Origin of the sequence: Halomonas sp. KM072 (assembly GCF_050710315.1) — a bacterium.
GTDB classification, from domain to species: Bacteria; Pseudomonadota; Gammaproteobacteria; order Pseudomonadales; family Halomonadaceae; genus Vreelandella; species Vreelandella hamiltonii.
Genome location: NZ_CP136132.1, coordinates 21,844 through 35,084, shown reverse-complemented (window position 1 = coordinate 35,084; position 13,241 = coordinate 21,844). Strand labels below are relative to the sequence as shown.

General features: G+C 55.6%; 13 protein-coding genes. 6 read left to right on the top strand and 7 right to left on the bottom strand.

Going from position 1 to position 13,241, the window contains the following annotated elements; genetic code table 11:
* Positions 1-17: 17 nt before the first annotated feature.
* The 3 genes from RVM26_RS00190 to RVM26_RS00180 all read right to left on the bottom strand — a co-directional run bounded on the left by RVM26_RS00190 (position 18) and on the right by RVM26_RS00180 (position 2,837).
* Complete coding sequence (locus RVM26_RS00190; protein ID WP_039182787.1) at positions 18-683, bottom strand: fumarylacetoacetate hydrolase family protein; 666 nt, start codon at positions 681-683, stop codon at positions 18-20.
* 139 nt (positions 684-822) lie between these two features.
* Positions 823-1,803 carry a 2OG-Fe(II) oxygenase family protein gene (gene thpD / locus RVM26_RS00185; RefSeq protein ID WP_498940093.1) on the bottom strand — a complete coding sequence of 327 codons (981 nt, stop codon included), beginning with the start codon at positions 1,801-1,803 and terminating at the stop codon, positions 823-825.
* A gap of 287 nt (positions 1,804-2,090) precedes the next feature.
* Positions 2,091-2,837 (bottom strand): Crp/Fnr family transcriptional regulator, encoded by a 747-nt coding sequence (locus tag RVM26_RS00180; RefSeq protein ID WP_498940091.1) that lies wholly within the window; start codon positions 2,835-2,837, stop codon positions 2,091-2,093.
* Positions 2,838-3,367: 530 nt separating this feature from the next.
* Here RVM26_RS00180 and RVM26_RS00175 point away from each other — a divergent pair.
* Together RVM26_RS00175 and RVM26_RS00170 are read left to right on the top strand one after the other, a co-directional pair.
* Entirely contained in the window at positions 3,368-4,660 is a 1,293-nt protein-coding gene (locus tag RVM26_RS00175; protein ID WP_287808360.1) for an ATP-grasp domain-containing protein, read from the top strand.
* Positions 4,661-4,669: 9 nt separating this feature from the next.
* Positions 4,670-6,694, top strand: coding sequence for a CocE/NonD family hydrolase (locus tag RVM26_RS00170; protein WP_498940089.1), 2,025 nt, complete (start codon positions 4,670-4,672; stop codon positions 6,692-6,694).
* Between the two features lie 97 nt (positions 6,695-6,791).
* Here RVM26_RS00170 and RVM26_RS00165 read toward each other — a convergent pair whose 3' ends face one another.
* From RVM26_RS00165 to RVM26_RS00150, 4 genes are all read right to left on the bottom strand, one after another.
* The gene (locus RVM26_RS00165) at positions 6,792-7,295 is read right to left on the bottom strand and encodes a ferritin-like domain-containing protein (protein ID WP_039182776.1); all 504 of its coding nucleotides are present in this window, start codon (positions 7,293-7,295) and stop codon (positions 6,792-6,794) included.
* Positions 7,296-7,320: 25 nt separating this feature from the next.
* The gene (locus RVM26_RS00160) at positions 7,321-8,157 is read right to left on the bottom strand and encodes a manganese catalase family protein (RefSeq protein ID WP_498940086.1); all 837 of its coding nucleotides are present in this window, start codon (positions 8,155-8,157) and stop codon (positions 7,321-7,323) included.
* A 61-nt stretch (positions 8,158-8,218) separates the two neighbouring features.
* Positions 8,219-8,422, bottom strand: a complete 204-nt coding sequence (locus RVM26_RS00155; RefSeq protein ID WP_039182769.1) for a hypothetical protein — start codon at positions 8,420-8,422, stop codon at positions 8,219-8,221.
* 145 nt (positions 8,423-8,567) lie between these two features.
* Entirely contained in the window at positions 8,568-8,789 is a 222-nt protein-coding gene (locus RVM26_RS00150; RefSeq protein WP_039182913.1) for a con-10 family general stress protein, read from the bottom strand.
* 336 nt (positions 8,790-9,125) lie between these two features.
* On the opposite strand from RVM26_RS00150, the gene RVM26_RS00145 reads away from it, so the two are divergent.
* The 4 genes from RVM26_RS00145 to RVM26_RS00130 all read left to right on the top strand — a co-directional run bounded on the left by RVM26_RS00145 (position 9,126) and on the right by RVM26_RS00130 (position 13,108).
* Entirely contained in the window at positions 9,126-9,926 is an 801-nt protein-coding gene (locus RVM26_RS00145; protein ID WP_498940084.1) for an inositol monophosphatase family protein, read from the top strand.
* 43 nt (positions 9,927-9,969) lie between these two features.
* Positions 9,970-11,295 carry a DUF927 domain-containing protein gene (locus RVM26_RS00140; protein WP_498941691.1) on the top strand — a complete coding sequence of 442 codons (1,326 nt, stop codon included), beginning with the start codon at positions 9,970-9,972 and terminating at the stop codon, positions 11,293-11,295.
* Between the two features lie 86 nt (positions 11,296-11,381).
* Positions 11,382-12,011 carry a hypothetical protein gene (locus RVM26_RS00135; RefSeq protein ID WP_222114769.1) on the top strand — a complete coding sequence of 210 codons (630 nt, stop codon included), beginning with the start codon at positions 11,382-11,384 and terminating at the stop codon, positions 12,009-12,011.
* Positions 12,012-12,016: 5 nt separating this feature from the next.
* The gene (locus RVM26_RS00130) at positions 12,017-13,108 is read left to right on the top strand and encodes an XRE family transcriptional regulator (RefSeq protein WP_287804539.1); all 1,092 of its coding nucleotides are present in this window, start codon (positions 12,017-12,019) and stop codon (positions 13,106-13,108) included.
* Positions 13,109-13,241 lie beyond the last annotated feature (133 nt).

Sequence of the window (13,241 nt, the reverse complement as noted above, 5' to 3'; positions counted from 1 at the left end):
TCAGCCGATGGGGTCGTTTATTCGACCACGCTGGTGTTGATCTCCAGCCCGCCGGTGAGCGTGAAGCGCAGTGATGCGCCGCGAGTCAGCTCGCCCACACCAGCAGGCGTGCCGGTCAGGATGACATCGCCGGGCTCCAGGGTGAAATGCCGGCTCATTTCCGCGACCAGCGTCGGGATCGCAAAGATCATGTCCGAGCCTTCGCCGTGCTGGCGCTCCTCGCCGTCGATTTCCAGCGTGAAGCTCAGCGCGTTCCAGTTGGGCACGCGGCTCAACGGCAGGAACGGCGACAGCGGGCAAGCCCCATCAAAAGCCTTGGCGATTTCCCAAGGATGGCCTTTCTCTTTCAACGTGGTTTGCACATCGCGCAGCGTCAAATCCATCGCCAGGCCGATCCCGGCAATGGCACGCTCCGCTTCATCCTGAGTGGCATGGGTCAGGGTTTCCCCTACCAGCAGCGCCAGCTCGACTTCATAATGCACTTCACCGCGTGAAAACGGCGGGTCCAGCGGCTTGGTCAAATCCACCACGCTGGTGGCCGGCTTGATGAACAGCAGCGGTTCACTGGGAACCGGGTTGTCCAGTTCCTTCGCGTGGTCGGCGTAGTTGCGGCCTACACACACGACTTTGCCCAGCGCGTGGGGAAACTCCTGGCCATCGGTAAACTGTGGAACAAAACGCATGGCGGGTATTCTCCTTCTCATTATGCGTGCCGCATTCGCAACGACAGGCGCACTAGTCTACCCCACCCTTGCGCTTGTTCCACAACCTTCCCGCTGCTTTTCTTGCACCCTGCCTTATGTACCCAAGGCACGTAAACGTTTAAACACCCGGCTGCCAAGGCTGATCAGGCCCATGGGCCAGAAACGCGGGCCGCTGCTTGGGGGCGGCAAACGGCGCACCGCAGCGGTTGTCCGGCCGATTGAACACGAAAAAGACATTGCTGCGCGGGTCCGGCGACAGGTTCGCATTGGAAGCGTGCAGGGTGTTGCAATCGAACAGCAGCAAGCCCCCTGCTCGCCCCTTCGGCGCTTCGATGCCGTACTGGTCGACCATGTAACGCAGTGCCTCCGGGCTGGGCACCCCGACCTCCTGGGCTTTCAACGAGCTTTTGTGGTTGTCCTCGGGTGTTTCACCAAGGCAGGGCACGAACGCTTTGTGCGACCCTGGAATCAGCATCAGCGGGCCGTTGAACTCGTGGTTATCGGTGAGAATCAGCGACGCACTGACCGCATGCATGTTGGGCATACCGTCTTCGGCGTGCCAGGTCTCGAAATCCGAGTGCCAGTTGAACCCCTTGCCTGCAAAGCCAGGCTTGTAGTTGATACGCGACTGATGCACGTAAGGGTCGTCACCGATGATCTGACGTGCCGCCCCTGCCAGCCGCTCGTCGCTGGCCAGCGCCCCCAGACGGGAAGAGAGATGGTGCACGGCGAACAGCGAACGAATCTCCTGGCTTTCCGGCTCGGTGATGCTGAACTCCCGCTCGCGGTAAGCATCGTTGCTCATCAACGACTCGATTTCATCGCGAAGCGCATCCAGCTCGTCGCCATGGATCAGGTCTGGAATAAACAGATAGCCCTTGCGCTCGAACTCATCCAGCTGCGCCTGGGTAAGCGGCCCCGGGAGCGCACGCCCTTTGACCACGTCGTCACGGCGTGCCTGGGTCAATGATGCCGGCGCAGTGGCCAGCCGAGTAGGATAGAGGTCCACTCGCGTATTGCTGGCAGAAGGGGTATCTGCCATGTCGCTGTACTGCTTGTGGGCCGTCAGGTTTTTGAGAGGTGTATTGCCGACTGTCATCTAATCCACTCCTTGTATGATTAAATTTCAGTTAAAACGTGTCTCATTCAGAAACACAGTGCAGGGAGAAGCCTAGCCCACGCATGACGGCTTGCAACCCTTGGGAACCCCGCTCATAACGTGCGTTATGACATTTTTTTCATGCTCATGGACACCCCGTTGAGGCCCACCGCAGCAACCACCCTGCGCACAGCGGACTACGGGCGAATTTCAATGTTTGATAAACATCGGGCCAAAAAAAGCGCCGCTCGAGGGAAGCGGCGCGGGTGGCGGGCGAGGGGCGTGCGCTAACCCAGGCATATATGGCCGTAGATGAAATCCCGGTCGAAGCCCGTATTACGCGCCATCTCTTCCGGCTGCAGCAGCTTGATGCTGCTACGCGTCTTGCGGATCAGCTTCTTCTGCTCCAACGCGGTCATGCAGCGGCTGACGTGCACGCTGGTCATGCCCAGAAGCTCTCCTACGATGTCCTGGGTCACCGGAAAGGAGAATACGTTGCTGTTCAGCAGGCCTTTGAAATTGAATCGCGCATAGACTTCCAACAAGAAGTGCGCCACTCGCTCTTCTGACCGATGATGCGTACAACTTCGCAAACGCTCGATGGTAATATTGTCGTTGACCATGACATACGAGGTAATGGCCTTGCGAATTTCGTCGTTGGTTTTAAACAACGCATGCAAATCATCTACCGATACTTTTTCCAACTTGCAATGTGTCAGCGAGAGAATCACGATATCGTGACTTTCAAAAAAGCTTTCTCGCATTCCGATAATATCGCCCGGCATGAAGACGTTACAAATATCTTGCCCACGTGTAGAAGTGGCATGGGATAGACTTGCCCAGCCCTCTTTCACCACGAAGATATCGGCACGCCCCTCGCATAGCGAAAAGACTTTCTGGTTTCTCTTCAGCTCGACAGGTTTTTGTCGAACATTGGCCAAGGCCTCCAGTGACTCTGCCCCCAGCTCACCGTACAGCCCCAACACTTCACCAATACTTATACAACCACCCTCGGCCCCCAGGGGGCCCGGCAAACCATTGCGACTTCAAACTTATTCATCTCTACACTCCTTTGTAGTTAGACAAATGCTATACTCACCCGGAATTTTTTATAATTTCTATACACTAAAAGGAAGATAACGCGACAAAAATATAGACAACTATAAACATACAAACAAGAAACTTTCATAGTTTGCGCTATCAAACGCCAAGAAACCTATCATGATTAACATTTGTTAATAAAAACACGCAAACCCTAAAAAACCTTAATAACATAACACTACATTGCATTCGCCCAACACCGACATCAAACCATCAAAACTTTCTTTATAAAAACGGCCCACTAAAAAATTAGACATAAAATCATCAAAAAACCACCCTCTTTCTCAGCAACATTTCAGCAACATCCAAAAACATTCACTCCTGTAGCTTTAACGCACCTCTGCCACATACATTAATTTTAAAACTGACGACTTATAATAGACTAGCCAATAAACTTTTCATTTCATAATCTTCATCACGGCGACAAGGATCTCACGCCTAACGTTACCTGATGGAGCAGGCCATGAAACGCAATGTCTTTATTATCGCTTTGGAAGAAAAGCAACAAAAAGCACTACAAACATTAAGAGATAGAAAGTCTCTGGAACTGCATGGACTATTGACCGTCGAAAGCGCGGTCGAGGCACCCAATGTCTCATTCAACCAGTTATTGAAACGAGTCGAAAAACAGCTCTCGGCATTTCCCGGCACCATTGATGCCATCATTGCCCAATGGGACTTCCCTACCAGCGTCATGGTGCCCCTGCTGTGCCAGCAGTATCAAATCCCCTCTCCTTCGCTCACCAGCGTCTTGAAGTGCGAGCACAAACTGTGGAGCCGTATCGAGCAGCAACACGTCATTCCTGAGGTGGTGCCCGATTTTTGCGGCCTCGACCCGTTCGCCGAAGAGCCACTGGCACAGGTCACCCTGCCCTTTCCGTTCTGGCTCAAGCCGGTCAAGGCCTTTTCTTCCCACCTGGGCTTCAAGATCGAGAACGAGGCGGATTTTCACCATGCCATCGGCGAGATTCGCCAGGGCATTCGTCAGTTGGGCGACGCCTTCAACGAAGCGCTGGCCTACGCCGAGCTGCCCGATGACATCGCCCACCTGGGAGGCAATGCGTGCATCGCGGAGTCGCTGATCAGCGGTGTCCAGGCCGCGCCGGAGGGGTCTGTCTTCCAGGGCGAGTTCAATGTGCACGGCATCATTGCTCAGCCCAAGGCAGAGCACTCGGCGTCTCTGTTCGACCGGCTGGAGTATCCCAGCCATTTGCCCGAGCACGTGCATCACAAGATGGTGGATACCGCCAAGCGCTTTTTGACCCACATCGGTTACAACAATGGCTGCTTCAATGCCGAGTTCATGTGGGACGAGGCTCGCCAGCAGCTCTGGCTGATCGAGTTCAACACCCGCATTTCGCAGTCCCATAGCGATATTTTCGTGCTGGTGGACGGCATGTCCAATCACGAGATCGCCGTGGACATTGCGCTGGGCCAACGCCCCTCCCTGCTCAGCCGCCAGGGCGTCGCGCCCGTGGCGGCCAAATGCTTCATTCCATACCCCCATGAGGATGGCGTGGTCAAACGCATCCCCAGCCCTGCCGAGATCGCCGAGCTGCAAGCCCGCCTACCCCACACGGAGGTGCTCATCGATGTCGCCCCCGGCCAGCAGCTCAGCCAGCTGATGCACCAGGACAGCTTCTGCTATCGCCTGGGCACGCTGCATCTCTCCGGCACGACCCATGAAGAAATAGAGGAGCGCTATCAATACTGCCTGGACTTTCTCAATTTCGAGATCGAACCGATCCGCCGATAAGGAGACCCCATGGATATCGTCCGCGACTTTCCCTACCCCGTTCGCCACATCGAAAACGTCTTTATTCCCCTGCGCGATGGCCAGCGCTTGGCTGCCAAGCTGTGGCTACCCGAAACGCCAGATGACACGCCGTTTCCTGCCATCATGGAGTACATCCCTTACCGCAAGCGCGACGTAACCCGCGGGCGGGATGCCGGCAATCACCCGTACATGGCGGGCCATGGTTATGCCTGTATTCGCATCGACATGCGGGGTAGCGGTGACTCGGATGGCGTGCTCACCGATGAGTACACCCAGCAGGAGCAGCAGGACGCCGTGGAGGCGATTGCCTGGCTGGCCGAGCAGCCCTGGTGCAGCGGCCAGGTCGGCATGATGGGCATTTCGTGGGGCGGCTTCAACAGCCTGCAAGTGGCGGCCCGCCAGCCACCGGCCTTGAAAGCCGTCATCAGCCTCTGCTCCAGCGATGATTTGTACGCCGATAACATGCACTACATGGGCGGCTGCCTGCTGGGCGACAACCTGTCGGAAGCCACCGTCATGCTGGCCTTCAACGCCCTGCCGCCCGACCCGGAGATCGTCGGTGAGCGCTGGCGGGAGATGTGGTTCGAGCGCATGGAGCACAGCGGCCTCTGGATCGACCAGTGGCTGCGCCACCAGCGCCGCGACGACTACTGGACGGCAAGCTCGGTGGGAGAACGCTACGATGCCATACGCTGCCCGGTCTACGCGGTAGGCGGATGGGCCGACGGCTTTACCAATACCGTGTTTCGCCTCATGGAGCACCTCGACGTACCGCGCAAGGGCCTGATAGGGCCCTGGGGCCACAAGTACCCTCATCAGGGCATTCCCGGCCCGGCCATTGGCTTTCTGCAGGAAGCCTTGCGCTGGTGGGATTACTGGCTGAAGGGCAAGCAGAACGGCATCATGGACGACCCCATGCTGCAGGTGTGGCAGCAGGACAGCGTGCCCCCCGACAACCGTTATTGCCATCGCCCAGGGCGCTGGGTAAGCGAACCGCAATGGCCCTCTCCGCGCATTCAACCTACGCGCTACTACCTGCAGCCCTACCGCTTGACCACGGTGCCTCCTGCCGAGGAGGCCTCGCCGCCCCGCCAGGGCTTGCAGTCGCCCATCAGCGTGGGCATGGCGGCAGGCAAGTGGTGCTCCTACGCCGCCACGCCCGACCTGCCCGGCGACCAGCGTGAAGAAGATGGCGGGTCGCTGATTTTCAGCAGCGGCCCGCTCTCCGAGCCGCTAGACATCGTCGGCATCCCCAGCGTGACTCTCACGGTGGCTAGCGACCAGCCCCAGGCCATGCTGGCCGTTCGCCTTTCCGACGTGGCCCCGGACGGCAAGGCCACCCGCGTTACCTACGGGCTATTGAACCTGACCCACCGCGACAGCGATGCTCATCCCAGCCCATTGACTCCAGGCGAAGCTTACCGGGTGAGCATTCCCATGAACGGCATTGCCCAGCGCTTCCTTGCAGGCCATCAGTTGAGGGTCTCGCTCTCTACCTCTTACTGGCCGCTGGCATGGCTCTCTCCTCGGCCTGCTCAGGTGGATATCATTTACGACCAGTGCGCGCTGCACCTGCCGGTACGGCACGCCCCCGACCACGAGCCCGCGCAGCCCTTTGGCCCACCCGAGCAAGCGCCCCCATTGGCCACGACGCCGCTGGCCCCCAGCCAGCACAACTGGTTGCTGCACCGTGACCTGGCCACCAAGCGCTCGACCCTGGAAGTCATCAACGATCAGGGGCGCTTTTGCATCGACGACACGGGCACCGAGGTACACCGCTGTGCGCGGGAGTACTACAGCACGGTGACGGATGATTTCACCTCGGCTCGGGGAGAAACCCTCACCGAAAGCCACTTCAAACGGGGCGATTGGGATACCGAGGTGTATACCCGCACGGTGCTGAGCTGTACCGACACGCACTTTATCGTCCACGCCCAGCTGGATGCCTACGAGCAGTCGTATCGCGTGTTTTCCAAGAACTGGTCGTCGAGGATTCCTCGGGACCATCTGTAATCTTCTGACGCTCGGCCCGCTTTTCTGGCGGGCCAACCACAAAAAACCCCGGCCAAAGGCCGGGGAAGCGGGCATAGCAGGGCTGGGCTAGGCCGCGCTATCTCTTCGCTTTCAGGTCATCATTTTCAGCCCGAGCCAAAAAGGCCTGGGTGGTGTCATCAAGATGCTGGCTCAACCAGTCGGCCATGGCCTGCTCTTCCTGCAGGATTTCCTGGCAGACTTGTACCACCTGAGGCTGATTGGCCTTTTCGGCGGCCGCTATCAGCGCGCGATAGCTGGCAATTTCAAAGCACTCGAAGGCGTAGCTGGCAATGCCGCCTTTCACGACTTCGTCACCCGCCATCATGCCACCCAGCGCCTGGCCAAAGGCAGAGAGCTTGCCGCCCAGGTCTTTCATGGCCGAGGTGTCGATGCCCAGGTCATGCATGACCCGCTCCAGCTTCTCGGCCTGGTGCTCGGTTTCATGCAGGTGCTGGTCGATTCTGGCGCGCAGCTCAGGGTAATGTTCCAGACGTTTCGCCTGAGACTTCAACATATCCTCAGCCTGCTTTTCCATGGCATGGGCATCGCGCAGCCAGTTTTCCAGATAGTGAGCTTCCATGGTGTCCTCTCCTTGTGTCACAAGCCTACTTGTTCGGGTCGATTTGCTCTTTCTGGGCGTCAGACTTCTCTTTGGCCCCGCCCAGGCTCGGCTCCTGCCCTTCCGGTGATGGCTGGTTGCGCACGCTGAATTCACTGCGGCCATCCAGCGAAGGGCCTTCTGCCCAGCGGCCCTGGGGCGCTTCCTTGTCCAGCAGGGTATTGAGGTAGTAGTAGGAGTGCTGCATGGCCTCATGGTCCTGAGGCGTCGCGTTGGGGATCGGCAACTGCTTCTCGAAGCCGCCCAGCTCTTCGATGACCGCCAGCCACTGCTGCTGGTGGTAGGTATCCCGGGCAATCAGGAACGACAGAAAATCCTTCATGCCGTGGTCGTCGGTCCAGTTGTACAGCCGCGAGGCCAGCACGCGGCCACCCGCTTCGGCGGTGGCATTGGCCAGCATGTCGGCGGCAATATTGCCGGTGGCGTATACATGGCTCATGTCGAAAGGCACGCCGTTGGCGTTCACCGGCATGGCCGACAGCCCCGACGAAAGCAGGTGGCGGGGGTTGGCGCCACCCAGAATGGCGTTCATCACCGGATCCTGAGCCGTGGCTTCCTGGTAGGCCACGGGCGCGCCCTCCAGGTTCAAGGCGACGGCATGACCCAGCATCTCGATATGCGACAGCTCTTCCGTCGCCGTAGACATCAGCATGTCTCGAATTCGATCATCGCCCCGCGCGCCCATGGCCTGAAAAAAATACTGCATGGCCACGCGAATTTCCCCTTCGATGCCGCCAATGGCCTGTTGCAGCAACATGGCGAACTCGGGGTTGGGCTTATCCACTTTCACGGGATACTGAAGCTTGCTGGAATGGTGGAACATAGCGCGATCTCCTCCTTGATAGCCGAGGTGATGGCCAAGGGGCACTCCCCTGGCCAGTCACTCAAAGCTTCTGTTTCAGTTGCTTCCGTGCCTGCTCGGCAATGTCTTCATAGCTTTTGGCCACTCGGTCGAAAAACTGCTGCGCTTCGTCGTCCGAGTGCTGTTTGGCATCTTCCGAGAACTGCGAACACAGCTGAACACCTTTGGACGCATGATAAAGCGTGCTCACCATGTCGAAGTTCTTGTCATTCACGGGACTATTCATCCATCTCTCCTTGAGTCGTGAGTGCACACCGGTATCCGTGGCTTCGAACCCGTTCAACCAACGGGATCAAAGGGAGCGCCAACGGCACATTGGCGCTCCTGGACGGGCATCAACGCCACGCCTGGCGTGGCCGAGCCCGATGCGGTCAGCGCTGGTTGCCACCACCGCCATGGCTATTTTCGCCGCCCTTCTTGCCTGCTTCCGAGGCACGTTCAGGGTCGTTGGCAAAATTGCCGCCGCTGTTCTGGCCGCCTTTCTGGCCAATCTCTTCGTAAAACTCTTTACCGTGGTTGCGGGAAGTCGCCTCACCGCCTTTCTGTCCTGCCTCTTCGCGACTCATTCCGCCATCGTTGCGATTATTCGCCATGATCAATCTCCTTATTGCATGTAATCGGCAAAACTCATTGATTGAGAGCGCTCGATTTATCGCTCGAGCCCTTTGAGGTTAGTGAACGCCGAGGGCATATCAAGGAAAGAGAACGACAATCATGAACGTTTAATGTTTATGATTGGGTGTTGGGATATGTATTAATAAGAAAGCAACCGACCAACTAGAAAAACAACAAAAGACAAGAAGCGAAGCAACATCAATAAATCGTTTTAATGCGGAGAAAGGAGCTTTCGATGTCACACTATTGCCACATAGCCCTCTTAAGGTAATAGTGATATACGTTGCCCAAAACCCCGTACCAGGAGTGCCGCGATGAGCCATACAGCGCAGCCAGACCTTATGCATACGCTGCAAGAAGCAGCCCGGCTGGCTGGAAAAGTCCTCACTGAGGGGTATCACAAAGCGGGGGGTATCGACTTCGAACGCAAGGGAAGCTCGGACTTCGTCACCCATTACGATCAGGCAGCTGAACACGCCATTATCGATACCATTCAGCGTGCGCATCCAGAGGTGGGATTTCTTGGCGAGGAAACGGGCGTTACGTCGTCTCGCAGTAGCGACCTTACCGTCATCATCGACCCGCTCGACGGCACTAACAACTTCCTGCACCGGGTGCCGCATTTTTCGGTTTCTATCGCGGTGCGCCAAGGCGCAACACTCACACAGGGTGTGGTCTATCATCCCTTACTGGACGAAATGCTCTGGGCCGTGCGCGGCCAAGGGGCCTACCAAGGGTCCGAACGATTACCCATCTTATCGGCCCGCCCCCTCAACGAGATGCTGGTTGGCACTTGCTTGCCGTACCATCATAAAGGCGACTGTATGACGAGCCAACGCCAGCTCGCGGCGCTGATGCCCCATGTGGCAGGCATTCGCAGCCCCGGCTCTGCGGCATTGGAAATTGCCTATGCAGGCATGGGCAGGTTTGACGCCTTCTGGTCTCAAGGTGCGGAGCTAGAGCTTTGGGATATTGCAGCGGGTATTGTCATCGCACGTGAGGCTGGGTGCCAGGTTAGCGACCTTGCTGGCCACGATGATCCCGACGAATGGAACAGCTTGCTGATCGCCCATCCCGAACAACATGGCACACTCAGGAGCCTGCTAAATGAGTGACTGGACTGACCACTAAACTAACCACGGTGCTGAGCTTCCCAGCATTGAAGAGGCGGGCACACTAGAAGAGTGGCAAACCCACATTGGGGCGCTCTGCCCTGGTAATGACAGGCTAGCACTAAGCGTGTGCGTTGCTTTTGCCGGGCCGTTGCTTCACCTGCTGGGGCTAGAGTCGGGTGGCTTCCACCTGTACGGGGAGAGTTCAGGCGGTAAAACCACACACCTTCAAGCGGCTGTTTCCGTATACGGCTCGCCTAAGCTGGTGCGTAGCTGGCGCTCTACTGATAACGCCCTTGAGTCGATCGCTTCCGCCCACTCTGACGGCCTGCTTGCCCTGGATGAAATAGGCATGTGTAGCCCGCGTATCATCGGTGAAACGGTCTACATGCTGGGCAACGGTGCCGGGAAGGCCCGGGCGAATGATCGCGGCAACGGTAAGCCCGTGCGCCGCTGGCGGTTGTTGTTTCTCTCTACGGGGGAGAAGACGCTTGAACAGCACATGGATGAAGCCAACCAGATGCACCGGGCGGGCATGGATATTCGCATGCTTGGCGTGCCTGCCGATGCTGGCGCTGGCATGGGCCTGTTTCAAGAGCTTCATGGCTTCGACAACGCGGCGGATCTGTCTGATTCCCTGAAGGCCAGCGTTAATAAGTATTACGGCACACCGCTAGTGAAGTTCCTGGAAGCACTCACCACCCCTGATAACATGCGTACCATCATCAAAGCGTTTCCCAAAACGCTTCAAGCCTTTGAGAAAGAGACACTCCCGAAGGATGCCAGCGGGCAAGCGCACCGCGCCGCTGCTCGCTTTGCCCTGGTGGCCTTGGCGGGTGAATACGCCACCGAGTGGGGAGCAACGGGCTGGCCTGCCTATACCGCATGGAACGCCGCTAAGGCGTGTTTCTCTGCCTGGCTGACTGAGCGCGGCGGGGCTGGCAGTCAGGAAGAAGCCAAGGTGCTCGATGCTCTTTGCCACCTGATTGAAACGCACGGAGAGGCGCGATTCTCTCGGCTGAACGTGGATTACCAGCACGATACCCATGCACCGCGCACCGTCAATAAGCTGGGCTATCGACGCACAGAAACGCTAGGTAGCGGCGCTGAGTGCCGTACCATCACGACCTATTACATTGGTTCAGCCTCGTGGACAAAAGAGGTGTGGAGCCGTGCGGGGCTACCCTCAGCACGCCAAGCCAACAAGGTGTTAAAGGCCCATGACGTGCTTCAGCTTGACCATGAAGGCAAAACGTCTATCAAGGTACCCGGCATCAGGGGCGGCGCAGTGCGCTACTACGTGTTCACCAATGAAGCGCTCTACAGGGCACAGGGGGCGGCGAATGATGACGAACAAGCTAAAGCTGCTTGATTTAATCAGCAAAGAGGCTGGTTGACAAATCCGCAGAATAGCCATATATTTTGGTTGACAAAACTCAAAATCAGCCAGGAAACATCATGATCCTACCTCATCCTTCAGCTTTCTATGCCGAACTTACAGATGAACGCTTGACAACTATTGCAGAGCTATTGCTAGACATCAGGTTCAACACTCGAAGAGAGCTGAACTCAGAGCATGATGACTCATACACTCGTGAAACTACTACCTTTGGGCGCTCCCGGAATGCTCTTATCCAACTATGTCAAAGCGGCCGCTTCGATTGGCTAACATTGGCAAGTCCTGGTATGGACGTAACTTTCTTTATCGGGAATGTTCCCTGCCGCTTTTTCCGGGATGATCCTGAAACACCTTCTAAAAAGGGTTTCTTTCGACGCAATCAAGTAGACGATTTATTCGCTGAAGATGACCAGCAGCCAGTCATGTGGCGTTTCATTGTAGAACGGGCAATGACTGAAGAGGATGAGGATCGCGCTTTCTTTATTGGCTATAACGCATATCAAAACGAGGTAAGTACGTGGGCGTATGCATCTAGCGCCACTATTCTACATTCGGTTGATAAAGATACTCCCCCTGCTACTGAGTTACTGTCTCCTGATGTTGATGTTCTTGACGACACCAATAGCAGTGAAGAAGCTGACAACATTCCATTTCAACAAAGGCGTTCTAACGACGCTCTCGATGAGTAATAACGATGAGCTTTACTTTTGACGGATCATCTTTGAGACTAGCACGGATATTTAATGACTTTGCCTTAGAAGAGGTTGCTGAGAAGGTTGGCAAAACACGCCAATACTTGCATAAGCTAGAGACGGGGCAAAGCTCGCCTACGCCGGAGCTGTCTGAGTCTCTAGCTCATGCTTTGTATGTTCTGCCTAATTTTTTTAGTAAAAAAGAGTATCGACTCAACGAAGATCAGTTTCATTTCCGCAAGCTATTCTCAACTAAAAATAGCATCAAGCAGGTCGCAATAGCTCGAGGAGAGATGATGCACCTGCTTATTAAGGAGCTGGAGAAAGAGCTAAAATTCCCTCCTGTGAACATCCCCTGCTTTCAAAACATCATGAGAAATGATGATATCGAACAAGCAGCAGAGGAATGTAGGAAACACTGGGGACTAGGATTAGCACCTATACATAACATGACTCGTTTAGCAGAAAACATAGGTGCAATTGTCACTAATTTTAATATTGTATCGAAAGAGGTCGATGCTTTATCTGTTTCTGTTGAGCGTCCTTTTATTGTGAGAAACACAGCAAAAGAAAGCGTATGTAGACAACGCTTCGACATTGCCCATGAAATCGGACATCTCGTAATGCATGAAGGCATTGTCACTGGTGACAGAACTACTGAAAATCAAGCCAATCGGTTTGCAAGCGCTTTATTACTCCCAAGGCCAATGATGCTTAAGCTATATCCTCGCCCAAATGGTAATAGGCTAGACTGGAAGGGGATGAGGGAATTCAAATTAAACTGGAAAGTTAGTAAAGCTGCTATATTGTATAGAGCCAGGCAACTTGACCTCATAACAGAATCCCAATACAAAACAGGCGTTATCACTCTTAGAAAATACGGCGAAACACAAGGTGAAAAGGAAGATCATTTAATAGCACCTGAGCCTCCAGAGCTATTAGAGAAGTCATTAAGAGTTTTACTAGAAAAGAAAAACCTTGGTTTTTCTGAGCTAGCGAGAAAACTTGAAGTACAACCAAAATTCATTCAGGAAGTCACAGGCCTGAGCATGCGCGAAGCCCTGAGAAAGCCAACTCTAAAGCTAGTACAGTGAATGACAGCTGCATAACTGTTCTGCAGTAAGTGACCAGCCGCCACCTCTGATTGCACAGACCCCCTACTCGCTCAGGCCCCGTAACACACTACGGGGCCTGAGCTGCTTCTTTTATGCCTATCGTTGGACCTAC

What these genes read in the sequence shown, in the direction of transcription:
- RVM26_RS00130 (WP_287804539.1), top strand. Translation starts at nt 12,017, where the DNA reads ATGAGCTTTACTTTTGACGGATCATCTTTGAGACTAGCACGGATATTT.
- RVM26_RS00145 (WP_498940084.1), top strand. Translation starts at nt 9,126, where the DNA reads ATGAGCCATACAGCGCAGCCAGACCTTATGCATACGCTGCAAGAAGCA.
- RVM26_RS00150 (WP_039182913.1), bottom strand. Translation starts at nt 8,789, where the DNA reads ATGGCGAATAATCGCAACGATGGCGGAATGAGTCGCGAAGAGGCAGGA.
- RVM26_RS00190 (WP_039182787.1), bottom strand. Translation starts at nt 683, where the DNA reads ATGCGTTTTGTTCCACAGTTTACCGATGGCCAGGAGTTTCCCCACGCG.
- RVM26_RS00135 (WP_222114769.1), top strand. Translation starts at nt 11,382, where the DNA reads ATGATCCTACCTCATCCTTCAGCTTTCTATGCCGAACTTACAGATGAA.
- RVM26_RS00170 (WP_498940089.1), top strand. Translation starts at nt 4,670, where the DNA reads ATGGATATCGTCCGCGACTTTCCCTACCCCGTTCGCCACATCGAAAAC.
- RVM26_RS00155 (WP_039182769.1), bottom strand. Translation starts at nt 8,422, where the DNA reads ATGAATAGTCCCGTGAATGACAAGAACTTCGACATGGTGAGCACGCTT.
- RVM26_RS00165 (WP_039182776.1), bottom strand. Translation starts at nt 7,295, where the DNA reads ATGGAAGCTCACTATCTGGAAAACTGGCTGCGCGATGCCCATGCCATG.
- RVM26_RS00160 (WP_498940086.1), bottom strand. Translation starts at nt 8,157, where the DNA reads ATGTTCCACCATTCCAGCAAGCTTCAGTATCCCGTGAAAGTGGATAAG.
- thpD (WP_498940093.1), bottom strand. Translation starts at nt 1,803, where the DNA reads ATGACAGTCGGCAATACACCTCTCAAAAACCTGACGGCCCACAAGCAG.
- RVM26_RS00175 (WP_287808360.1), top strand. Translation starts at nt 3,368, where the DNA reads ATGAAACGCAATGTCTTTATTATCGCTTTGGAAGAAAAGCAACAAAAA.